This window comes from Stenotrophomonas sp. (assembly GCF_035634915.1).
Lineage (GTDB): Bacteria > Pseudomonadota > Gammaproteobacteria > Xanthomonadales > Xanthomonadaceae > Stenotrophomonas.
Window position 1 is genome coordinate 1 of the sequence record NZ_DASQCB010000016.1, and the last position, 23,152, is coordinate 23,152.

A 23,152-nucleotide genomic window follows, 5' to 3' on the forward strand; every position below is an offset into this window, starting at 1 on the left:
GACTCGTCTGTCGGCTCGACTCCGCAGATGCTTGCTTGACGGTCCCTCCACCCTGGCTCCTACATACCTCGTGGGAGCCGGGGGGAACATACAAGCTTGCTCGACTGCTGTGAGGATCAGTCGAGCAAGCTCGACTCTACAAAGGCCTGGATTGCAGGCAAGAAAAAACCCGCTTGCGCGGGTTGTTTTCTTTCTCGACATGGTGCCCAGGAGAGGACTCGAACCTCCACGAAGTTGCCCCCGCTAGCACCTGAAGCTAGTGCGTCTACCAATTCCGCCACCTGGGCGTCGAGGAGCGAGATTATGGGGTGTTGTTATGGGGGTGTCAACACCTTTTGCAGATCCGGGGTCGGATCCCGTTTCGCTTGCGAAAGGGGCTCTGACCCTGGCTGGATCGCAGGCAAAAAAAATCCCCGCCGAAGCGAGGAGTTTTTTCGTTGGTGCCCAGGAGAGGACTCGAACCTCCACGGTTTTACCCGCTAGTACCTGAAACTAGTGCGTCTACCAATTCCGCCACCTGGGCGTTCCAGAGGCGCAATTGTGAAGATGAATCCGCAGGCTGTCAACGACTTCCAACAAATATTTCACACGGGACCTCCAACGGTGAACGCTGACCGGTTCTGCACGCCTGCAACGGCTACCATGGAGGGCGATGACTACCAAAAAACCAAGCAAGGGCGGGAGCAAGTCCCGCAGCCAGGTCCCTGCCAAGGGTGCCAAGGCGGGCGCAGCCCGCACCACCAAGCCGGGCAAGCCGTTGCCGGGCTGGTTCCCGGAATTGAATGAAGGCGGTGCGCCGCCGCGCGGCCGCAAGGGCCGCAGCGCCGATGCCGCCGCACCGGGCCCGGCCCCGGGCCGCAAGCTGCCCCCCACCGGCAAGGTGATCGATGATCCCTACGCCGCCCGCGAAGCCGAGAAGTACGAGCAGCCCATCGCCAGCCGCGAGGCCATCCTGGCCCTGCTCGAACGTTGCGAAGGGCCGCAGACCGCCGAAGAACTGGGCGCGCGCCTGGGCCTGACCGCCGCCGACCGTGCCGAGGCACTGTCGCGCCGGCTCGGCGCGATGGTCCGGGACGGCCAGCTGGTGCAGAACCGCCGTGGCGGCTTCGCGCCGATCCAGACCCTGAACCTGGTCACTGGCGTGGTGATCGCCAATCCGGAAGGGTTTGGCTTCCTGCGCCCGGTCGAGGGCGGCGACGATCTGTTCCTGCCGCCCTATGAAATGCGCAAGGTGATGCACGGCGACAAGGTGCTGGCCCGGGTGACCGGCATCGATCACCGTGGCCGCCGCGAAGGCAGCATCGCCCGCGTGCTCGAGCGCGGCATGACCCGCCTGATCGGTCGCTTCAGCATTGAGATGGGCATCAATTACGTGGTGCCCGATGACAAGCGCATCCAGCGCAATGTGCAGGTACCACCGGACCAGACCGGCGGCGCGCGCGATGGCCAGCTGGTGGTGTGCGAACTGACCCAGGCACCGGACAGCCGCCGCCCGCCGATCGGCCGCATCATCGCCGTGCTTGGCGACAAGCTGACCGCATCGCTGGTGGTGGAGACCGCGATTCACGGCCACGAACTGCCGTTCGAGTTCCCGCAGGAAGTGCTGGACGAAGCCGCTTCGGTGCCGATGGTGGTCGAGCCGGCGATGATCGGCGACCGCGTCGACCTGCGCAGCACGCCGCTGGTGACCATCGACGGTGAAGATGCCAAGGACTTCGATGACGCGGTGTACTGCGAACCGAATGCCGACGGTTTCCGCCTGGTGGTGGCCATTGCCGATGTCTCCAACTACGTGCGCCCCGGCACGCCGCTGGACCAGGAAGCGCAGAAGCGCGCCACGTCGGTGTACTTCCCGGGCTTCGTGGTGCCGATGCTGCCGGAGACCCTGTCCAACGGCATCTGCTCGCTGATGCCCAAGGTCGACCGCATGTGCTTCGTCTGCGACATGCAGATCGACCGCGACGGCGTGGTCAGCCATTCGCGCTTCTACGAAGCAGTGATGAACTCGCACGCACGCCTGACCTACACCCAGGTGTGGAAGGCGGTGGGCGAGGACGATGCCGATACCAAGGCCTGGATGGGCCCGCTGCTGCCGCAGGTGCAGCGCCTGCACCAGTTGTACAAGGTGCTCTCCAAGGCGCGTGCCAAGCGCGGTGCCATCGAGTTCGAAAGCAGTGAAGTGCGCTTCGTGCTGGACAACCGTGGCGAGGTGACCCAGGCCGGCATGCTGGTGCGCAACGACGCACACAAGCTGATCGAGGAATGCATGATCGCGGCCAACGTGGAGGCGGCCAAGTACCTGCTGTCGCGCCACGTGCCGGCGCCATACCGCATCCATGAGAAGCCGCCGGAAACCAAGTACGCCGACCTGCTGGAATTCCTCAAGGAGTTCAAGCTGAGCCTGCCGCCGTGGTCGAAGGTGCGTCCGGGCGACTACACCAAGCTGTTGAAGAAGATCCGCGACCGTCCCGATGCCACGCTGCTGGAATCGGTGCTGCTGCGCAGCCAGAGCCTGGCGGTCTACAGCCCGGACAACAATGGTCACTTCGGCCTGGCGCTGGAGGCGTACGCGCACTTCACCTCGCCGATCCGTCGTTATCCCGACCTGCTGGTGCACCGTGCGATCAAGCATGCACTGTCCGGCAAGCCGCTGGACAAGTTCACCTACAACGCCCGCGAGATGGCCGCGCTCGCGCTGCAGTGCTCCGAGCGCGAACGCCGTGCCGACGAGGCCGAGCGCGAGGTCGACGAGCGCTACCGCGCGGCGTGGATGGAAAAGCATGTCGGTGGCCAGTTCGATGGCGTGATCAGCGGCGTCACCAGCTTCGGCCTGTTCGTGGAGCTGGATGATTCCAAGGTACAGGGCCTGGTCCACGTAACCCAGCTGCCGCAGGACTATTACAAGTTCGATGCCACCCGCAAGACGCTGACCGGCGAACGCCGCGGCAGCAGCTACCGGCTGGGTGACCGCGTGCGCATCCTGGTGCTGAAGGCCAGCATGGAAGAACGCAAGATCGACTTCCGCCTGGTCGAGCACAAGGGCGAGGACGAGGGCGATGGCCTGCCGCCGCTGCCCGAACGCGGCAAGCCGGCCAAGCGCACAAAAAAGCAATATTGAAGGTGTGCCGACCAACGGTCGGCACCCACGTTGCCCGGTAGGTGCCAACCGTTGGTTGGCACATTCCTCACCCGGTAGGTGCCAACCTTGGTTGGCACGACGTTCCGGAGGAACCCAGCATGCAAGGCCAACCCGAATACCGCGGCGGCTGCCAGTGCGGCGCCATCCGTTTCGAAGCGCGCGGCGCTCTCACCGACAGCTCGATCTGCCACTGCCGGATGTGCCAGAAGGCGTTCGGCGCCTACTACGCGCCGCTGGTCTCGGTGCGCGGCGCGCAGTTCAGCTGGACCCGCGGCCAGCCGCGCTATTTCCAGTCCTCCAACGTGGTCCGCCGCGGCTTCTGCGGTGACTGCGGCACCCCGCTGACCTACGAGGCCCCGGACGGCATGGCCGTGGCCGCCGGCGCCTTCGACGAACCCGAGCGCCTGCCGCCGACCCTGCAGTACGGCATGGAGCGCAAGCTGCCCTTCGTGGATGGCCTGGGCCTGCTGCCCGGCCGCCGCACCGAGGAGGACGTGGCCGCGCTGGAGTTCCTGGCGACGATCGTGTCCCACCAGCACCCCGACCACGACACCCCGCACTGGCCACCGCGCACCCGTTCAGCCGAAGGATGAACGGCGGGTAGCGCCGGGCCATGCCCGGCGAGCGCGCAGCGCGGCAGGCAAATAGCGTGCGGACCAACGGTCCGCACCCACCAAGCAAAGGTCAGCACCCACCAACCAGCGGTCCGCACCCACCAACCAACGGTCCGCACCTGCCGGGTAGCGCCGGGCCATGCCCGGCGAGCGCGCAGCGCGGCCGCCGCCGATGCTCTACCATAGCCACCCCCTTTCCGGTTCGGCCCCCGCATGAGCAAGAACAGCCAGTGGATCGTCGGCGTCAACGCCGTCGCCTCCTCCATCGAGAACGACGCCGACAACGTCCGCGAAGTGCTGGTCGAGGCCGGTGCGAAGAACCCGCGCCTGGTCGAAATCGAGGAAAACGCCCGCCGCAAGGGCATCGACGTGCGCAAGGTCAACAGCCAGGCGCTGGACGGTGTCGGCGGCTCGGTACGCCACCAGGGCGTGGCCGCGCGCTATGCCGCGGCCCGCACCTACAGCGAGAACGAGCTGGAAGGCCTGGTCACCGCTGCCGAAGGCAAGGCCCTGCTGCTGGTGCTGGACGAGGTGCAGGACCCGCACAACCTGGGCGCCTGCCTGCGTTCGGCCGCGGCAGCCGGCGCCACCGCAGTGATCATTCCCAAGGACAAGTCGGCCACGGTCAATGCCACCGTGCGCAAGACTTCGGCCGGCGCCGCCGACCTCATCCCGGTGGTGGCGGTGACCAACCTGTCGCGCTGCCTGAAGGACCTGCAGAAGCAGGGCGTGTGGATCTACGGCCTGGCCGGTGAAGCCACCGCCTCGCTGTACCAGCTGGACCTGAAGGGCAACATCGCCCTGGTGCTGGGCGGCGAAGCCGATGGCCTGCGCCGCCTGACCCGCGAGAACTGCGATGGCCTGGTCAAGATCCCGATGCCGGGTGAGATCGAGAGCCTGAACGTTTCCGTCGCCGCCGGCGTCAGCCTGTTCGAGGCCGTACGCCAGCGCGGTTGATCGACGGCATGACGTGATCGGGGTCAGATCCCTTTCCTATGGGAAAAGGGGTCTGACCCTTTTTTGTGGGCTCGGCTCTACGGAAGAATCGTGTCGACCAAGGTCGACACCTACCAGAGCAGAACCATGGTCAGGGCCCGTGCCGACCAACGGTCGGCACCCACCATCAGCAGCAGATTCCGGCAGCTCGCGGAAGTCTGTCGAGGGCGGGGTGGGTCCGGTGGCAGGGGTGTGAGCGGCATGGATGCCGCGACCAAGCCCCCATGGACGGGTTCACGGCGTCCCCTGCCACCGGACCCACCTCGCCATCCCACAGGAAGCCAGCTTTTGACGTTGACGTTGCTTCGGCAGGTGCGGGGCGCAGCCCCGCATCGCCTCAGCCCGCGCTGCCGCCCAGCGCCTTGAACAGGGTCACGTCGTTGCTCAGCTGGCTCTGCCGCACGCGCGCCAGTGACAGCTCGGCATCGCGACGGGTCTGCTGCGCTTCCAGCCAGGTGCGCAGGTCGGTGGCGCCCACGCGGTAGCGCACTTCCTGCGCACGCTCCACTTCCACCGCCTGGTCATACGATGCCTGCGAAGCGGCCACCTGCCGCGCCAGCTGCTCGCGCGCGGACAGCGCGTTGTCCACTTCCGAAAGCGCGGTGTACAGCGTCTTGCGGAAGTTGGTCGCGGCGATCTGGTAGGCGGTACCGGCGATGTCGGTGTCCAGCTGCGCGCGCTGCAGGTTGAGGAAGGGCAGCGAGAGGCCGGCGCCCAGGGTGGCCACCGGGTTGCGCAGCACATCCCCCAGCGAGGTCGCACTGGAACCGAGGCTGCCGGTCAGGCTCAGCGCCGGGTAGTACTGGGTGGCGGTCACCTTGATGGTCTTCAGGCTGTTGCGCAGGCGCAGTTCGGCCGCGCGCAGGTCAGGGCGGCGGCCCAGCAGATCGGCCGGCAGGCCTTCGTCGATGCCCGGGCTGCGCGCGGCCTGCAGGTCCTGCGGTTCGTCCTGCTGTGGCCACGGCGTGCCATCCAGCAGCACGGTCAGCGCGTTGCGCACCTCCACCCGTTGCTGTTCCAGCGCGCTCTGCGCCGAACGCTGCGATTCCAGGTTCTGCAGTGCCTGGCGCACTTCCAGCCGCGACACCGCGCCTGCGTCGAAGCGGGCCTGGACCAGGTCGCGGGTGCGCTCCAGCCGTTGCAGGTTGGCCTCGCCACTGGCAATGGACTGGTTGAGGTAGGCCAGCGTCCAGTACTGGTTGATCGTGTCACCGATCACCAGCAGCGCGGTGTTCTGCCGGTCTTCCTCGGTGGCCTGGGCTTCCCAGCGGGCGATGTCACGCTCGGTGCGCAGGCGGCCCCACAGGTCGATCTCCCATGACAGCGACACGCCGGTGGAATAGCCGCGGCTCCAGTCGGCGGCCTGGTCGGTGGGACGGCTGCCGCTGGCGCTGACGCCGGAAGAAGACGGCTGCGGCCACAGCGCGTTGCTGGCCAGCCCGGCCTGCAGCCGTGCACGCTGCACGGCCAGGCCGGCGGCCCCCAGGTCGCTGTTGGCGGCCAGCGCCTGCGCGACCAGGCGGTCCAGTCGCTCGTCACCGAAGCCGGTCCACCAGGTGTCCTGGCGGATGTCGCGGGCCGGGGTATCCAGGCTGCTGCGCGGGTCGTCGGCGGGTGCGTTGAGGGTGGCATCGCCCCGGCCATAGGTCGCGGCCACGTCCGGGTCCTGGATCGGGTAGCGGCCCACCGAGGCGCAGCCGGACAGGGCGAGCAGCACGGCGCCGGCCAGCAGCAGGCGCGACGGGGCAGGGCAGGTCAGTCGGGTCATCATCTTCATTCGCGGGCCAGGGCCTCCACCGGGTCGAGCTGGGCGGCATTGCGTGCCGGCAGGAATCCAAACGCCACGCCGATCAGGGTCGAACAGGCGAACGCGGCAATGATCGAGGCGGTCGAGAACACCACCTGGAAATTGCTGGAAAAGTGGCCGATCAGCACGCCCAGCAGCAGCGCCAGGCCGATGCCGAGCACGCCGCCGATCAGGCACACCAGCACCGCTTCGATCAGGAACTGCTGGCGGATGTCGCTCTGCCGCGCACCCACGGCCATGCGCACGCCGATCTCACGGGTACGCTCGGTCACCGACACCAGCATGATGTTCATCACGCCGATGCCGCCGACCAGCAGGGCGATGGCGGCAATGGCACCGATCAGCAGGGTCATCGTACGCGTGGTCTGCTCGATGGTCTCGCGGATCTCGGCGCTGTTGCTGAGGAAGAAATCCTCGGTGCCGTGGCGCAGGGTCAGCAGCCGCGTGATCGCTTCCTGTGCGGCATCCATCGGTGTTTCATCGTTGACGCGCACGGTGATGCTGGAGACGTAGCTCTGCCCCAGCATGCGCGACATCACCGTGGTGTACGGCACGAACACGCCCAGGCTGGTGCTGCCACCGAAACCGAAGCTCTGCTTCTTGGCCACGCCGACCACGCGCACCGGTACGTTGCCGAGCAGGATCACCTGGCCGATCGGATCGCTGTCCGGGAAGAACTGGGTCTTGGTGTTCTCGTCGATCACCGCTTCCTGGGCCAGGCCACGGATCGCGTCGCTGTCGAAGAAGCTGCCACTGAGCAGGGTCACGCCCTTCACCCGGAAGTACTGCTCGCCCACGCCACTGATCTGCGCGGTGGCCGACTGATTGCGGTAGCGCGCGGTGACCGAGGTCGACACGCTGGGCGTGGCGCTGTCCACGTAGCTCTGCTGGGAAAGCGCGTCGGCATCGCTGGCCTTCAGTGTCTGCACACGCGCCGAGCGCATGTCGCCGAACCCACGGCCGGGATAGACGTCGATGGTGTTGGTGCCCAGCGCGCTGATGTTCTGCAGGATCTGCTGCTGCGAGCCGTTGCCCAGCGCCACCACCGACACCACCGAGGCGATGCCGATGATGATGCCGAGCATGGTCAGGAAGGTACGCAGGCGATGGGCATTCATCGCCAGCAGGGCCATCCGGAAGGCTTCGGTGAAGCGGTCGCGGGCGGCGCGCCAGCTGCTGCCATGGGCGACGTCGGCGCTGGGCTGGCGCTGCGCGCGGTAGCTGGGTGCGTTGGGGTTGGCGCGGTCGGCGATGATCTCGCCGTCGCGGATCTCGATGATGCGCTGGGCGTGCTCGGCCACGCTCATGTCGTGGGTGACGATGATGATGGTGTGGCCTTCGGCATGCAGCTCGCCGAGGATCGCCATCACTTCCTCGCCCGATTTCGTGTCCAGCGCGCCGGTCGGTTCGTCGGCCAGGATCACCTCGCCGCCGTTCATCAGGGCGCGCGCGATCGACACGCGCTGCTGCTGGCCGCCGGACAGCTGACCCGGCTTGTGGTGCATGCGGTCGTGCAGGCCCAGCCGCTGCAGCAGCTGCTCGGCGCGCGCGTTGCGGGTCGGCCCGGGGCTGCCGGCATACACGGCCGGCACTTCGACGTTGCCACGGGCATCGAGGTCGCCCAGCAGGTGGTAGCGCTGGAAGATGAAACCGAAATGCCCGCGGCGCAGCTCGGCCAGCTCGTCCGGCTCCATCTTTCCGGTTTCGCGGCCGGCCACTTGGTAGCTGCCGCGCGTGGGGCGGTCCAGGCAGCCGAGGATGTTCATCAGCGTCGACTTGCCCGAACCGGACTGGCCGACGATGGCCACCATCTCACCGGCATGGATGTCCAGGTTGACGTCGCGCAGGACGGCGATGACATCATCGCCGGCCGGAAACTCGCGGCGCAGGTCGCGCAGGCGCAGCAGGGGGGCCGCCGTGCTCATCGGCGCGGGCCCATGCCACCGGGCGGGCCCATGCGCATCGCGCCGCTGCCGCGGTTGCCGGTGCCACTGCTGGCTGCGGCCGCACCGCCTTCGCCGACCACCACGCGCTCGCCTTCCTTCAGCCCGGACAGGATCTGCGCGGAAGCGCCGTTGTTGATGCCGACCTTGACCTTGCGCGGCTGCGGCTGGCCCTGTTCGTTGACCACGCGCACCACGCGCTCGCCGTCACGCGTCTTCGGGCCCAGCGCCACGGCCGGCACCATCAGCGCGCCCTTGGCCTGCTGCAGCAGCACCGAGACCTGTGCGGTCATGTCGATGCGCAGGGTGCCGTCGGGGTTTTCCACGTCGAACAGCGCGTTGTAGTAGACCGCGCTGCTGGAGCTGGAACTGGAGGAACTGCTGGAGCTGGACGAGCTTTCGTTGGCGATGGACGACGGTGCCGGATTGATCTGGCGCAGCGTGGCGTGGTACTTGCGGTCCGGGTCGCCCAGGGTGGTGAAGTACACCGGCATGCCGGCCTTGATCTTGACCACGTCGGCTTCGGAGACCTCGGCATTGACGGTGACCACGTCAAGCCGCGCCAGCATGACGATGGTCGGTGCGGTCTGGTTGGCGTTCACCGTGCGGCCTTCCTCGGCCACCACCGCCACCACGGTGCCGTCCATCGGCGCGGTGATGCGCGTATAGGCCAGATTCGCGCGCGCGGTGCCCAGTTCGGTCTCGCGGCCCTTGATCTGCGCCTCATAGGACTGCAGCTGGGCGCGGGCGGTCTTCAGTGTGGCCTCGGCGGCATCGTATTCCTGCCGCGAGGTGGCCTCGGCGGCCAGCATTTCCTTCTGCCGGGCGAAGTCCAGTTCGGCTTGGCGCAGGCTGGCCTGCTGCACGGCGCGCTGGGCGATCACCTGGTCCAGCGAGGCCTGCGCGTTGAGGACCTGGTTCTGCTGGGTGGTGGCGTCGATCTCGGCGATGAGGTCGCCTTCCTTCACCGTATCGCCCAGCTGCACCTTCAGCGATTTGATCTGGCCCGAGGCCTGCGCACCGACGCTGACCAGCTTGTAGGCATCGATCACGCCAGTGGCTTCCACCGTCTGTTCGATGTCGCCGCGGCTGACCGGGCTGGTGGCCAGGGCCGGCGCGGCGGGCTTGCGCAGCAGCCACCAGGCCAAGGCTGCAGCGAGCACGACAAGCAGGACGATCAGGATCAGGCGGCCCCGGCGGGACGCGGGCAACAGGCGGGAGATCACGTGGTGGCTTCACTCAGGCAGGCCGCGGCGGCGGCATTGGCAGGCATTGTGAAGATCGGGCGCAGGGCGGCTCAATCCTCGGGGTATGTCTCTGTGTAACACTGTCGGCCAGAATGCGTAACTGCAGGTATCCCGCCCCGGCGCGGATACAGTGGTACGCACTGGACAGGATGCGGTTCAGCTCCCGACACGGGAAAATCGCGACATGGAGACCGAAAACCCGATGCATCGACTGTTGATCGTCGACGACGACAATGACATCCGCACCCTGCTGGCCGAACAGCTGGGTCGCGCCGGCTACCAGGTCAGCACGGCGGCCGACGGCACCAGCATGCGCCAGCTGCTGGAACGCGAGCACGTTGACCTGATCGTGCTCGACCTCAACCTGCCGCGCGAGGATGGCCTGACCCTGTGCCGCGACCTGCGTGCGCGCTCCAACACGCCGGTGATCATGCTCACCGCGCGCGCCGAGCCGATCGACCGCGTGCTGGGCCTGGAAATGGGCGCCGACGATTACCTGGCCAAACCGTTCGAGCCACGCGAACTGCTGGCGCGCATCCGCAACGTGCTGCGGCGGACCGAGGCCCTGCCGGCCAACCTGGAGCCGCTGGCAGTGCGCCGCGCGCGCTTCTCGCGCTGGGTCTTCGACCTGGAGCACCGCCACCTGGTGGACCCGGACGGGCGCGTGGTGGTGCTGTCCGGGGCCGAGTTCCGCCTGCTGCGGGTGTTCATCGCCCATGCCAACAAGGTGCTCTCGCGCGAGCAGCTGGTGGCACTGAGCAGCGGCCGCAACTACGAGGCCCAGGACCGGGCGATCGACCTGCAGGTCAGCCGGCTGCGCAACAAGCTGGCCGACGACGGCGGTCCTGACGGCCTGATCAAGACCGTGCGCAATGAAGGCTATGTGCTGGCCTCGGCCGTCAACCTGGAATAAGCCCCGATGAAGCGCCTGCGCCAGTTCCTGTCCTCGATGGTGGGGCGGCTGTTCGTGATCCTGCTGTTGGGCATGGCGGTGGCCGCCATCGGCGCGACCCTGCTGGCGACCTCCAGGCGGCAGCAGGATTTCGAGCGGCAGAACCTGAACCGCATTGCCGACCGCCTGCAGGGTTACGTGAACATGCTGGACGGCAACCCGGAGCTGCGCGAGCGGTTGCTGGAAACCGGCGGTCCCAGCGTGCGCGCGCTGCAGCCCGGCGCGCGCCTGGGCAATGTCGATACGGCGCTGATGGAAGTGCTCGATGACCGTCCCGGGCCGGTGGCCCGCGCGCACGTGCACTTCACTTCCTTCCGCTCGTGCATTCCCAAGCTGCAGGAGCTGCTGCCGCCGCCGCCGCCGGGACACCGGCGCCCGCCGCGCGAACGGGACCCGTCCTTCATCCCGCCCAAGTGCCGGGCCGTGGACGTGGTGCTCAGCGACGGCACCTCGCTGAAGCTGGCACTGGATTCTCCGGCCGTGGCGCACAACGGCGTGTTGGCGGTGGACCCGCTGTTCCTGACCCTGCTGGTGCTGGCGATTGCCGTGCTGGCCTATATCGTGTCGCGCATGGCCAGCGCACCGCTGCAGGACCTTGCCTCGGCGGCCGAGGAACTGGGTGACGACCTGCAGCGTGATCCGCTGCCACTGCGCGGCCCGCGCGAAGTGCAGCGCGCTGCCGAAGCCTTCAATGCCATGCAGCAGCGGCTGCAGCGGCACCTGGCCGAACGCACGCAGATGCTGGCGGCGATCACCCATGATCTGCAGACGCCGTTGACCCGGCTGCGCCTGCGCCTGGAAAACGTGACCGACGAAATCCTGCGCGAGCGCCTGATCGGCGACCTGGCGGCGATGCAGGCGCTGGTGCGCGAAGGCCTGGAGCTGGCCCGCAGCGCCGAGAGTGCCGAACAGCGCGCTGCCCTGGATCTGGATTCGCTGCTGGAAAGCATCGTCGAGGACACCGCCGAGGGCGGTGCCGACGTGGTCTTCGAAGGCGGCAGCGGCGCCGTGCTGATGCTGCGGCCGCTGGCCATGCACCGGCTGTTCTCCAATCTGGTCGACAACGCGGTGATGTATGCCGAGCGGGTGCGGGTGCGGGTAGACCGCAGCGGCGGGGCGATCACCGTGGTGGTGGCCGACGACGGCCCGGGCCTGGCCGATGACCAGCTCGAAGCGGTGTTCGATCCGTTCGTGCGGGTGGAAACCTCGCGCTCGCGGCAGACCGGTGGTGCGGGCCTGGGCCTGACCATCGCCCGCGCACTGGCCGAGAAGGATGGCGCCCGCCTGTGGCTGCGCAACCGCCCCGAAGGCGGGCTGGAAGCGGTGGTGCAGTGGCCGGTGGGAACCCCGGTGGACGCGCGCTGACGGATGTGGCCGGTCGTGGGGTCAGACCCCTTCCGCCGCAGGCGGCAGGGCTCTGACCCCGCTTCGCGCCCGGTTTTCACGCCACGGTGACGCCGGGAGGGGTGTTTGCCCTATCATTCGCCCCAACTCCCCACAGTTCCAGCGATGAGCCAGCCTGTGCGTACCGGCGAGCGGCCCCGTGCCGCCCGGCTGTTCCTGTTCCCGCCTGTTGCCCCATGGGGCAGCCGCACCTGGCCGCTGCCGTTGCAGTAATGGGCGGGCAGGGGGCTGGCAGGCGCCTGGCGGGGCGCCACCCGGGAGTGGGCATCGGTCGCGTGCTGCGGCTCGGAGTGCTGTGGCTGCTGCTGTTGCTGGCCGCACCGCTGGCGGCGCAGACCGTCGCACCGCCGCTGCGCGATTACGCCATCGATGTCTGGACTTCGCGCAATGGCCTGCCGCACAACTCGCTGCGTGACATCGCCCAGACACCCGAAGGCCACCTCTGGTTCGCCACCTGGGAAGGCCTGGTGCGCTACAACGGCCTGGACTTCACCGTGTTCGACCGCAGCACGCGGCCCGGCCTGCGTGACAACGGCATCGGCGCGCTGCTGGTCGATCGCCAGGGCGGACTGTGGATCAGCGATTCGCGCGGCAACGTGACCTACCGCAGCACCGATGGCCAGTGGCGGGTCTGGGAACACCAGGCCGACACCCCTGAAGTGCTGATCCAATCGATGCAGATGGACAGCCAGGGGCGCCTGTGGCTGCTCTATGAGGGCAAGGGCATCGCCTACCTGACGCCTGAAACCGGTGTGGTCTACCAGCCGCCGCCGGCCGATCTGCCACTGGCGATGAGTTTCACCAAGCTGGTGGTCGATGCCCAGGACCGGGTCTGGATCGGCACCCTCGACGGCTTGGTACTGCGCGACAACGATGGTGAACTCAAGCGCGCGCCGGCCGAGTGGGGCGTAGGCAAGGGCCTGACCTGGCCATACCGCGCGCCCGATGGCGCCCTGTGGATCGTGGCGGGCGAGCGTCTGTACCGGGTCGAGGACGATCGGTTGGTACTGGTCCACAGCCTGCCCGGGCAGCTGCACATGACCGCGATGCTGCAGGACCGTCATGGCGATCTGTGGCTGGGCACCGAGAACCAGGGGCTGCTGCGCATCTCCAGCCATGGCCTGGAACGCCTGCCGGCCGGGCTGAACCTGCCCGGCGGCCGCGTGGTGAGCCTGCGCGAGGACGCCGAAGGCAGCATCTGGGTTGGCGCCAACGGCGGCCTGTACCGTCTGCGCGAAACGCTGTTCAGCAGCTACACCGAACGTGATGGGCTCAGCGGCGACTACGTCCGCACTGTGTTCGAGGACCGCAACCGCCAGCTGTGGGTGGGCAGCGCCAGCGGCCTGGACCTGCAGACCACCGATGGCACCTTCCGTGCGATGCCGCTGCACAACCGCGGCGGCAAGGCGCCCTCGGTACTGAGCCTGGCCCAGGGCCCCGATGGTGACCTGTGGGTGGGCACCTTCGGTGACGGTGTTTACCGCCTGCGTGCCGATGGAAGCCTGCGCCACAACTATGGTCCTGGCGACGGCATGCCCGGCGGCAACATCCGCGCGATCAGCGTCGATCCGGCCGGGGTGGTCTGGGCCGGCACGCAGAAGGGCGTGGTCCGCATCGATGGCGACCGCGTGCACGTATCCAACGTGCCGGGCATGCCCACCGGCCTGATCACTGCGCTGGAACATGACCACCAGGGCAATCTGTGGATCGGCACCATCGAAGGCATCCGCGTGTTGCGCGGCGACCACGTGCAGTCCATCGATCTGGCACCGATGGGGGGCGGTCGAAGCGTGTTTGGTTTCCACCAGATCGGCGAGGCGATGTGGATCAGCAGCGACCGTGGCCTGTACCGCTGGTACAAGGGACGCCTGTCGCGGGTGGGCCTGGAGCAGGGCATGCCGGTCGATGCGGTGTTCCAGCTGGTGCCTGACCGGCTGGGCAACGTATGGATCAGCAGCAACCGTGGCGTGCTGCGCACCGACATGGCCACCCTGAACGCCGTGGCCGATGGCCGCACGCCGCGGGTGACGGTGGAGCGCTACAACGAGATCGATGGCATGGCCAATGCGCAGGCCAACGGCAGTTCCGGGCCGTCGGCGATCCTGCGCCAGGATGGCACCTTCTGGGTGGTGACCGCCGGTGGCCTGAGCACGGTGGATCCACAGCGCCTGCAGCGGTTCCGCGAACGCCCGGCGCCGCCGGCGGCGATCGAGAACGTGCAGGTGGATGGTGCCCCGGTGCACTGGGAAGGCCCGGAGCGCAACCTGATTCCGGGTGGCCGCCGCCTGGCCGTCAGTTTCGTCGGCCTCAGCTACCTGATGTCCGACCGCATCCGCTACCGCACTCGCCTGGAAGGATTGGATGCTGGCTGGGTGGAACGTGGCCCGCAGCGCAGCGTCGAATTCGTCGGCCTGCCGCCGGGCGATTACACCCTGCACGTGGCCGCCTCGCACCCGGGCGGTGCCTGGGGCCAGCAGGAAGCGGTGTGGAGCTTTACCGTCGAACCGTTCTGGTGGCAGCGGCACAGCGTGCAGGCCTTCATCGGCCTGCTGCTGCTGGGGGCACTGGTGGCGCTGTACCGCTTCCTGCTGCAGCAGTACAAGGCCAGCAACCTGCGCCTGGCCCGCCGCGTGGATGAAGCGACCTTCGACCTGCAGGCGCAGACGGTGCACCTGCAGGCGCTGAACCTGGAAAAGACCGAGCTGGCCGAGCGTCTTGCGCGGCAGGCCGAGGCGTTTGAGCGGCAGGCCCGCGAGGATGCGTTGACCGGGCTGGCCAACCGCCGTGGCTTCGACGAAACCCTGGCCCGCGACTTCGCCCGTTCGCAGCGCAGTGGCCACCCGCTGAGCCTGGTGGTGCTGGACATCGACCACTTCAAGGATGTCAACGATACCTACAGCCACAGCATCGGCGACCTGGTGCTGAAGGAAGTGGCCGAGGTGATCGACGCCGCCTGCCGCGACTCGGACCTGCCGGCACGGACCGGTGGCGAAGAATTCGCCCTGCTGCTCAACGACACGCGCCTGGAAGAAGCGGCACAGGTCTGCGCGCGCCTGCGCGGCCTGTTCCATGACCATCCGGACTGGGCGGGGGTGAAGGGCCTGCGGGTGACCTTCAGTGCCGGCCTGGTGGAACTGGCTGGCGACGACCGTACCCCGGCGCTGCTGTACCAGCGCGCCGACCGCGCGCTGTACCGTGCCAAGAGCGATGGCCGCGACCGCACCAGCATCGGGTGATGGCCATTGGGTGGGCGGGTGCGGACCGTTGGTCCGCATTGCGATGGGCCTCATCCACGCATGGCGTGGATTTACTGCCGTAGTAGATCCACGCCATGCGTGGATGCGGTCGCGCCGATGGTCGGTTTACCGCGGCCAGGCGTTGGCGATGGTGCAGAACAGCCGCGCTGTCTGCTCGGTGTCATACACCGCGCTGTGTGCTTCGTTGGCATCCCAGCCCAGCCCGGCCGCATTGGCCGCGCGGGCCAGCACCGTCTGCCCATAGGCAATACCGGCCAGGGTGACCGTGTCGAACACGCTGAAGGGATGGAACGGATTGCGCTTGTGGCCGGTGCGGGCGACGGCGGCGTTGACGAATCCCAGGTCGAAGTGGGCGTTGTGTCCCACCAGGATCGCGCGCTGGCAGCCGTACTTCTTCATCGCCGCCCTGACCGGGGTGAAGATGTGGTCCAGCGCGGCCTTTTCTTCCTTCGCCAGCCGGAACGGATGGTCGAGGATGATGCCGGTCACTTCCAGCGATTTCGGGTCGATCTCCAGCCCCTCGGCGGGCACCACGTGGGCGCTGGCGGTCTGGCCGGGATGGAGCAGGCCGTTCTCGTCCATTTCGATCGGCACGGCGGCAATTTCCAGCAGCGCATTGCGCTGGCTGTCGAAACCGCCGGTTTCCACGTCCACCACCACCGGCAGGAAGCCGCGGAAGCGTTGCGACATCGCGCGCTGCGCCATCGGAACTACGGAAACAGGGGCGGCGTCAGCTGCGGGGGTGGGGTCAGTCATGCGCGGATTCTAGCAGAGCGACCCTGAGTGCCCGGCCATGCAGGTCATGGCCGGGACGCTGCCTGGGGTCAGCGGTGTGCCAGCACTACGTCGGCGACGATGCCGGTGGCCACGGCGATCAGCACATAGCGGCCGTCCACCTTGCGCCATTCCTGGCCGCGGGCCGGGGCACGCAGGCCGTGGTGGCGGTAATCGCGGACCTGTTCGCCACGATGGTCGCGGTCGAGTTTGTGACCGCGACGGGGCGGATCGCGACGGTCGTCGTGATGACCCTTCTGGCTGTGGTGGTCGTCGCGGCCACCGGCGCCGTAGGGAGCGGCCATGGCGGGGGCGGCGGCGGTGGCCAGCAGGGTCAGCGAAAGCGTGGCGGCAATCAGGCGCTTCATGGGGTGCTCCGGGGAAGGACGTGGTCATCGAGGCCACGGATCCAGCATCGGATTTTCTTGATGAATAGGCGATTAAATCGGCCTTTTGACCGGTTTCGGCGCGTATCGGCGTGTAACGCGGCTGGCACCGGTCCGCTGCATGCCAACCTTGGTTGGCATGCGGAACAACCGCCAAGGCGTCCAGCATTCCGGTAGATGCCAACCTTGGTTGGCATGCGGAACAACCGCCAAGGCGCCCAGCATTCCGGTAGATGCCAACCCTGGTTGGCATGCGGAACAACCGCCAACCAAGGTTGGCGACTACCAGGCAAAGGCCACCGCCAACCAAGGTTGGTGGCTACCGGAGCGCGACTGCGCGGCCGGTCATCCAGGCATCCACGCTCAGGCGCCCGGCACCGTTGAACAGCAGCGGCAGCAGCATCGCCATGAACAGTACCGGCAGCTTGAAGTTGCCAAAGCCCTGGTCGCTGATCGCATACCCCATCGCCAGGTCGCCCAGTGAATTCCAGTGCATGGGCCAGTGCACGGCATACGTGGCCACCACCGTCAGTACCAGCAGGCTGGCCGCCGCAAAGCGCGTGCCCAGGCCGAACAGCAGGCAGGCCGCACCCACCAGTTCGAACCAGGTTGCCAGCTGCCAGTTCACGCTGGCCGGCAACTGGTCGAAGGGGAACGGGAAAGCGCCCTGCAGCTCGTCGAACCAGTTCTGGCCATGCAGTTTCTCGCGACCGGACTCGAAATACTCCCAGGCCAGCAGCAGGCGCAGGCCCAGCGGGGCCAACCACGGGCCGAAGCGGTCCATCCAGCCGCGCAGGGCGGCCAGGGGCAGGGTGTTCATCGGGACAATCTCCTTGGGTGGGTATCAGGCGGCGCCGGGTATCGGGCCGATCACACCGGCCTGCAGGAACTGCTGCAGCAGCTGGGTGCCGGGTCCGGCCAACGCATCAGCGTCGAGGTGGTGCAGAAGGGCCAGCTGCTGCAACTGCTGCTGGCCGGTGTTGCCCGGCGCCTGTTCGATGAGAATCAACAGGTGCGCAGCCAAAGGACTGAGCTGGGCGAAGCGCACCACGCCGTCGGCATCGCGACGGACCAGCAGGCCGGTCGGTTCCGGTGGTGGTGCCATGGGCGCGTCGTCTGCCCCCAGGCGGTGGACCGGCCATGCATACAGCAGCGGCCAGGCCAGGGGCGAGCAGCGCAGTGGCACCTGCAGCGGGTCGCAGCCCGAGGCGGGCGGCAGCGGCTCGGCCGCACGCTGGTACAGATCGGTCTCAACCCACTCGTAATGGGCCAGCTCGGCCAATGCCGGATGCGGCAGGGCCGGTTGTGCCTGCAGCCACTGCACGAACTCGGCGGCCACGCCGGTGAACAGCGGCGTGCGTGCGTGATGGCTGGCGAAATAGTGGCGCACCAGTGTGGCCCATGCCGGTTCGCCGAGCAGGCGGACGCAGACCGGGAAGCCGTTGCCGAGCAGGCCCAGCAGGTTGTTGAACAGCAGTTGCTGGTACACCGCGACCCGGCGCGGGTCCAGATCGGGCGGGGCGGGAACCTGCTGCGGATCGCGCAGGTGCGCGGTGAAGGCGTGCTGCTGTGCGCGCAGGCGCTCGGGTGCGTCAGCCATGGGCGACCTCGCGCTGTGCGCTCTGCAGCCGGCGGATGGTGCGCAGCTCGCCCTGCAGTTCGGCATACGGCGGGAAGTTGAAGTCGCGTTCCAGCAGGGTCGGGCGCGGCCCGAAGCGGGCATAGCTGCGCTCCAGCAGCGCCCACACCGGGTCGATCACCGCGCTGCCATGGGTATCGATCTTCAGGTCTGCGGCTTCGTCCAGATGCCCGGCCACGTGCAGGCAGACGATGCGCTCGGCCGGCAGCCCGGCGATGAAGGCATCGGCATCGTAGCCGTGGTTGCAGGCGTTGACGTACACGTTGTTGACGTCCAGCAGCAGATCGCAGTCAGCCTCGGCCAGTACCGCATTGGTGAAGGCCAGTTCGTCCATCGCCGGCTGCGGCGCCAGGTAGTAGGACACGTTCTCCACCGCGATGCGCCGGCCCAGAATATCCTGCACCCGGGCGATGCGCGAGGCGGTGTGGCGCACGGCTTCGTCGGTGAAGGGAATCGGCAGCAGGTCGTACAGCTGGCCGTCGTCGCTGCAGTAGCTCAGGTGCTCGCTGTACAGCGGCACCCGATGGCGTTCAAGAAAGTGGCCGATCTGCTGCAGCAGCCGGGTGTCCAGCGCTGCGCTGCCGCCCAGCGACAGCGACAGGCCATGGCAGCTCAGCGGATGGCGCAGGGCCAGTTCATCCAGGGCTTCGCCCGCAGGGCCGCCCACGTTGATCCAGTTCTCCGGCGCGCATTCCAGGAAATCGAAGTCAGCGGCCGGGGCGTCGTGCAGGACCTGCAGCAGCGCCCGCCGCAGGCCCAGCCCGACGGCTGCCGCGGGCAGCGGCAACCGTGGGTGGACGACGCTGGCCGCAGCGTCAGTGCTTGCCACCGCACTTGCCTTCGCCGCACTTGCCTTCGGCCGACTTCTTGTCGCCAGCGGTCTTGGTCTTGGCATCCGCGCCTGCGGCGGCCTTGGCCTTGCCCTTGTCACCGCCACACTTGCCTTCGGCGCTCTTGCCGTCGGCACCACACTTGCCTTCGGCATGCTTGGCCTTGTCACCACCACACTTGCCTTCAGCAGCCTTGGCGTCGCCCGCCTTGGCCGCCTGGCCGGCCACCAGGTAACCCTGGGCCAGGTCGGTCATGCTCAGGGCCGAAGCACTGGCCGTCACGCCCAGGCCGGCCGCCAGTGCGGTGGCGGTCAGCAGGGACAGGGTCTTGTTGGAATGGCTCATCGGTCATACTCCTTGGGTGGTGGGCTCGCGCCCGGGGTGAAACGATGGTGCAGCGATGCTACTCATGGAATCCTCGCCGAGACCTCAAATTTTCGTGAGGTTTGCCGCAGACGGGAAGGAGGCTGCGCAGCGCATCCACGCATGGCGTGGATCTACTGCCGGCCGGCACCCCGGATTTTCGTGAGTATCCAGTAGATCCACGCCATGCGTGGATGAATGCCCGGATCGCGCGCACAAAAAAGGCCCCTGTCATTCCGACAGGGGCCCCTGGACGCGTTTCCGCTGTTGCAGCGCAGTATCAGACGTGGTCGGTGCTTGACGTCTCGTCGCGCTTCTCGCGCGGCGGCAGCGGCTGCTCACCGTGCACCAGGAACCACACGTTCTCGGCGATGTTGGTGGCATGGTCGCCCACGCGCTCCAGGTTCTTGGCCATGAACAGCAGGTGGGTGCAGGGGGTGATGTTGCGCGGGTCTTCCATCATGTAGGTCAGCAGCTCGCGGAACAGCGCGGTGTACTGCGCGTCCAGGCGGGCGTCGTCCTGGCGCAGCGCGATGGCGGCCTCGGCATCGTTGTCGCGGTAGGCGGCGATGGCGCGGCGCACCTGCTGCGCGGCCAGGCGGCCGAGGGCACGCAGGCCCTGGATCTGCGGCAGCGGCGGCACCTTGCCCAGCGCGATGGAGCGCTTGGCCACATTGGCGGCGTAGTCGCCGATGCGTTCGATGTCGGCAGGAATGCGCAGGCCGGCCAGGATCTCACGCAGGTCGCGTGCCATCGGGCCACGCAGGGCCAGACGCATCACGTCGTGGCTGATCTGCTGTTCCAGCTGGTCGATGGCTTCATCGTTGGCGATGATGCGGTGGGCGGCGTTCTCGTCGCGCTTCTCGATGACGTCCATCGACGCTTCCAGCTGGGCGACGGCCATCTCGCCCATGCGCACGATTTCGGCCACCAGGCGCTGCTGCTCTTCGTCGTAGCTCTTGACGATGTGGTCGTTGGGAAGATTCATGGTCTGCAATCCGGGTAGAGCCAGGCCGCGCCTGGCTGGGACATGTGGCGAGGGAAGAACACCAATCAGCCGAAGCGACCGGTGATGTAGTCCTCGGTCTGCCGCTGCGAGGGCTGCGAGAAGATCACTTCGGTGCGGTCGTGCTCGATCAGGTCACCCAGGTACATGAAGGCGGTGTAGTCGGATACGCGCGCGGCCTGCTGCATGTTGTGGGTGACGATGACGATCGTGTACTCGTGCTTGAGTTCTTCCACCAGCTGCTCGATGCGGCTGGTCGAGATCGGGTCCAGCGCCGAGGTCGGCTCGTCCAGCAGCAGTACCGACGGGCGCAGGGCCACGGCACGGGCGATGCACAGACGCTGCTGCTGGCCACCGGACAGGCCCAGGGCGCTCTGCCCCAGCTTGTCCTTCACCTCGTCCCACAGCGCGCCCTGGCGCAGCGCCTGCTCGACGCGGTCGGCCATGTCGGCCTTGCTCAGCTTCTCGTGGTGGCGGATGCCGTAGGCCACGTTCTCGAAGATGGTCATCGGGAACGGCACCGGCTTCTGGAACACCATGCCGACCTTGCTGCGCAGGCGGTTCATCGGGTACTTCGGCGAGAGGATGTTCTCGCCGTCCAGCAGCACCTCGCCACGCGCTTCCAGCTTCGGATACAGCGCGTAGATGCGGTTGAAGATGCGCAGCAGGGTCGACTTGCCGCAACCGGAGGGGCCGATCAGCGCGGTCACGCGCTTTTCCGGAATCTCCAGGTTGATGCCCTTCAGAGCGTGGAACTTGTCGTAATAGAAGTCCAGACCACGCGCGGCCAGCTTGACCGGCGACGGCGTGTGCAGGTTCTCGTGCGAGGCCGGCACCGCGATGCGCTGCATGGGCACGGCGTTGGAGAGGTCGTTCATGGCGTTATCCACGGAAAGGTCAGTCATGGGAGATACGGTTGCGCAGCAGGATGCCGCGGGCGGCAAGGCTGACCAGCAACACGAAGACAGTCAGCACCAGGGCACCGGCCCAGGCCAGCACCTGCCAGGATTCATACGGGCTGCCGGCGAACTGGTTCATCACCACCGGCACCGAAGCCATCGGCTGGAAGATGTTGTTGTTCCAGTACTGGTTGCCGAAGGCGGTGAACAGCAGCGGTGCGGTTTCGCCGGAAATGCGGGCCAGCGCCAGCAGGATGCCGGTGATGATGCCGGCCGACGCACTGCGGTACAGCACCTGCACGATCACCTTCCACTGCGGGATGCCCAGCGACAGGGCCGCTTCGCGCATCTGCGAAGGCACCAGGCGCAGCATCTCGTCGGTGGTGCGGACCACCACCGGCAGCACGATGAAGGCCAGCGACAGGGCACCTGCGAAGGCAGAGAAGTTGCCGCCGGTCTGCATCACGTACAGGGTGTAGACGAACAGGCCCAGCACGATGGACGGTGCCGACAACAGGATGTCGTTGACGAAGCGGACCACGGTGCCGGCCTTGCGGGCGTTGCCGTACTCGGCCAGCCAGGTGCCGGCCAGCACGCCCAGCGGGGTGCCGATGCCGATCGCCAGCGCACACATCACCGCGCTGCCGAAGAAGGCATTGGCCAGGCCGCCTTCCTGCATCGGCGGCGGCGTCATCTTGGTGAACAGATCAAGATTGATGCCGGCCAGGCCCTTGGAGGCCAGGGTGAACAGGATCCAGCCCAGGAAGAACAGGCCGAACAGGGCGGTGGCGCAGGACAGCGTGATGGCGATGACGTTGCCGATGCGGCGGCGCAGGTACAGGGAGTCAGCGGTGGTGGACATCAGTTGCCCTCCTTGCGGGACAGGCGCATCAGCATCAGGCGGGCGATGGCCAGCACGACGAAGGTGACGATGAACAGGACGAAGCCGAGCAGCAGCAGCGCCGAGCGGTAGGTTTCAGTGGCTTCGCCGAAATCGTTGGCGATCAGCGCGGCGATGGTGGTGCCCGGTTCCAGCAGCGACGGCGACAGGCGCACGCTGTTGCCGATCACGAAGGCCACGGCCATCGTCTCGCCCAGGGCACGGCCGAGGCCGAGGAAGACGCCGCCGATGACGGCCGAGCGGGTGTAGGGCAGGACGATGTCCCAGCTCACTTCCCACTTGGTGGACCCCAGCGCGTAGGCCGATTCCTTCAGGCGGGTCGGCACGGTCAGGAACACCTCGCGCATCACCGAGGAAATGAACGGGATGACCATGATGGCCAGCACGAAGCCGGCGGTGAGCATGCCGATGCCCAGCGGCGGGCCCTGGAACATCGGCCCGATGATCGGCCATTCGCCCAGGGTTTCGTTGAGGAACGGGGTGACGTACTCGGTCATCACCGGTACCAGCACGAACAGGCCCCACATGCCGTAGATGATCGAGGGGATGCCGGCCAGCAGTTCGATGGCGGTACCGACCGGGCCACGCAGCCAGCGCGGCGCGACTTCGGTGAGGAAGAAGGCGATGCCGAAGCTGACCGGCACGGCGATGACCATCGCGATGAACGCGGTGACCAGGGTGCCGTAGATCGGGGCGAGGGCGCCAAACTTGTTTTCGACCGGATTCCAGTCGGAGGAGAAGAAGAAGCTCAGGCCCTGCATCTGCAGGGCATGGCGGCCGCCCCACAGCATGGACAGCGCGGCGCAGGCCAGGGCGATCAGGACGAAGATGACGGTGCCGACCAGCACCCATCGGAACAGTTTGTCGTTGCGGGCATCACGCGCATCGCGCGTGGACGGGGCTGCTACAGGCTGGGCGATGGCATTCATGGGGACGGCAGGGCCAGGAAAGGGGGCGGCACGACGTGGAAGTGACGGTGCCCGCGCGGGGCGGGC

General features: G+C 67.5%; 19 protein-coding genes and 2 tRNA genes. 6 read left to right on the forward strand and 15 right to left on the reverse strand.

The features are described 5' to 3' along the window. Positions 1-200 precede the first annotated feature (200 nt). Both VER16_RS12000 and VER16_RS12005 read right to left on the reverse strand, forming a co-directional pair. A tRNA-Leu gene (locus VER16_RS12000) sits at positions 201-287 on the reverse strand. Between the two features lie 151 nt (positions 288-438). Further along, positions 439-523 (reverse strand) — tRNA-Leu (locus tag VER16_RS12005). 129 nt (positions 524-652) lie between these two features. Here VER16_RS12005 and rnr point away from each other — a divergent pair. The 3 genes from rnr (at position 653) to rlmB (ending at position 4,710) form a co-directional block, all read left to right on the forward strand. Then, on the forward strand, positions 653-3,118 hold the full coding sequence (gene rnr, locus VER16_RS12010; RefSeq protein WP_414716046.1) for a ribonuclease R: 2,466 nt from the start codon (positions 653-655) through the stop codon (positions 3,116-3,118). A gap of 119 nt (positions 3,119-3,237) precedes the next feature. Further along, positions 3,238-3,732: a GFA family protein gene (locus VER16_RS12015; RefSeq protein ID WP_108768330.1), complete on the forward strand. Its 495-nt coding sequence runs from the start codon at positions 3,238-3,240 to the stop codon at positions 3,730-3,732. Between the two features lie 234 nt (positions 3,733-3,966). Then, complete coding sequence (rlmB, locus tag VER16_RS12020) at positions 3,967-4,710, forward strand: 23S rRNA (guanosine(2251)-2'-O)-methyltransferase RlmB (RefSeq protein WP_079221277.1); 744 nt, start codon at positions 3,967-3,969, stop codon at positions 4,708-4,710. 376 nt (positions 4,711-5,086) lie between these two features. On the opposite strand, the gene VER16_RS12025 is transcribed toward rlmB, so the two are convergent. From VER16_RS12025 to VER16_RS12035, 3 genes are read right to left on the reverse strand one after another with little or no spacing between them, the layout of a single operon-like run. Further along, positions 5,087-6,526 carry an efflux transporter outer membrane subunit gene (locus tag VER16_RS12025; protein ID WP_324808437.1) on the reverse strand — a complete coding sequence of 480 codons (1,440 nt, stop codon included), beginning with the start codon at positions 6,524-6,526 and terminating at the stop codon, positions 5,087-5,089. Beyond that, positions 6,523-8,481, reverse strand: coding sequence for a MacB family efflux pump subunit (locus VER16_RS12030; RefSeq protein ID WP_324808439.1), 1,959 nt, complete (start codon positions 8,479-8,481; stop codon positions 6,523-6,525). The genes VER16_RS12025 and VER16_RS12030 overlap by 4 nt, the downstream gene beginning before the upstream one ends. Then, on the reverse strand, positions 8,478-9,725 hold the full coding sequence (locus VER16_RS12035) for an efflux RND transporter periplasmic adaptor subunit (protein WP_324808441.1): 1,248 nt from the start codon (positions 9,723-9,725) through the stop codon (positions 8,478-8,480). The genes VER16_RS12030 and VER16_RS12035 overlap by 4 nt, the downstream gene beginning before the upstream one ends. Positions 9,726-9,930: 205 nt before the next feature. Between VER16_RS12035 and VER16_RS12040 the strand changes: the two genes are divergently transcribed. From VER16_RS12040 to VER16_RS12050, 3 genes are all read left to right on the forward strand, one after another. Continuing rightward, positions 9,931-10,659, forward strand: coding sequence for a response regulator (locus VER16_RS12040; RefSeq protein WP_324808443.1), 729 nt, complete (start codon positions 9,931-9,933; stop codon positions 10,657-10,659). A 6-nt stretch (positions 10,660-10,665) separates the two neighbouring features. Next, the gene (locus VER16_RS12045) at positions 10,666-12,063 is read left to right on the forward strand and encodes an ATP-binding protein (RefSeq protein WP_324808446.1); all 1,398 of its coding nucleotides are present in this window, start codon (positions 10,666-10,668) and stop codon (positions 12,061-12,063) included. Between the two features lie 251 nt (positions 12,064-12,314). Then, positions 12,315-15,338 carry a two-component regulator propeller domain-containing protein gene (locus tag VER16_RS12050; protein WP_324808759.1) on the forward strand — a complete coding sequence of 1,008 codons (3,024 nt, stop codon included), beginning with the start codon at positions 12,315-12,317 and terminating at the stop codon, positions 15,336-15,338. Positions 15,339-15,464: 126 nt separating this feature from the next. Here the strand turns inward: VER16_RS12050 and rnt are convergent, their stop codons facing one another. From rnt to pstC, 10 genes are all read right to left on the reverse strand, one after another. Further along, complete coding sequence (rnt, locus tag VER16_RS12055; RefSeq protein WP_414716049.1) at positions 15,465-16,064, reverse strand: ribonuclease T; 600 nt, start codon at positions 16,062-16,064, stop codon at positions 15,465-15,467. Between the two features lie 119 nt (positions 16,065-16,183). Then, positions 16,184-16,501, reverse strand: coding sequence for an RcnB family protein (locus tag VER16_RS12060; RefSeq protein ID WP_324808449.1), 318 nt, complete (start codon positions 16,499-16,501; stop codon positions 16,184-16,186). 337 nt (positions 16,502-16,838) lie between these two features. After that, on the reverse strand, positions 16,839-17,339 hold the full coding sequence (locus VER16_RS12065; RefSeq protein ID WP_324808451.1) for a DoxX family protein: 501 nt from the start codon (positions 17,337-17,339) through the stop codon (positions 16,839-16,841). 24 nt (positions 17,340-17,363) lie between these two features. Beyond that, the gene (locus VER16_RS12070) at positions 17,364-18,119 is read right to left on the reverse strand and encodes a DNA-binding domain-containing protein (protein WP_324808453.1); all 756 of its coding nucleotides are present in this window, start codon (positions 18,117-18,119) and stop codon (positions 17,364-17,366) included. Further along, the gene (locus tag VER16_RS12075) at positions 18,112-18,987 is read right to left on the reverse strand and encodes a DUF692 domain-containing protein (RefSeq protein ID WP_324808456.1); all 876 of its coding nucleotides are present in this window, start codon (positions 18,985-18,987) and stop codon (positions 18,112-18,114) included. Before VER16_RS12075 ends, VER16_RS12070 begins: the two co-directional genes overlap by 8 nt. Further along, entirely contained in the window at positions 18,974-19,333 is a 360-nt protein-coding gene (locus tag VER16_RS12080; RefSeq protein ID WP_324808458.1) for a hypothetical protein, read from the reverse strand. The genes VER16_RS12075 and VER16_RS12080 overlap by 14 nt, the downstream gene beginning before the upstream one ends. A gap of 298 nt (positions 19,334-19,631) precedes the next feature. Continuing rightward, positions 19,632-20,339, reverse strand: coding sequence for a phosphate signaling complex protein PhoU (gene phoU, locus VER16_RS12085; RefSeq protein WP_079221290.1), 708 nt, complete (start codon positions 20,337-20,339; stop codon positions 19,632-19,634). Between the two features lie 65 nt (positions 20,340-20,404). Beyond that, positions 20,405-21,235, reverse strand: a complete 831-nt coding sequence (pstB, locus tag VER16_RS12090; RefSeq protein ID WP_108751511.1) for a phosphate ABC transporter ATP-binding protein PstB — start codon at positions 21,233-21,235, stop codon at positions 20,405-20,407. A 19-nt stretch (positions 21,236-21,254) separates the two neighbouring features. Next, positions 21,255-22,118: a phosphate ABC transporter permease PstA gene (pstA, locus tag VER16_RS12095; protein ID WP_108752633.1), complete on the reverse strand. Its 864-nt coding sequence runs from the start codon at positions 22,116-22,118 to the stop codon at positions 21,255-21,257. Next, a complete protein-coding gene (gene pstC / locus VER16_RS12100) occupies positions 22,118-23,086 on the reverse strand; it encodes a phosphate ABC transporter permease subunit PstC (RefSeq protein ID WP_079221293.1) in 969 nt (322 codons plus the stop codon). Before pstC ends, pstA begins: the two co-directional genes overlap by 1 nt. Positions 23,087-23,152 lie beyond the last annotated feature (66 nt).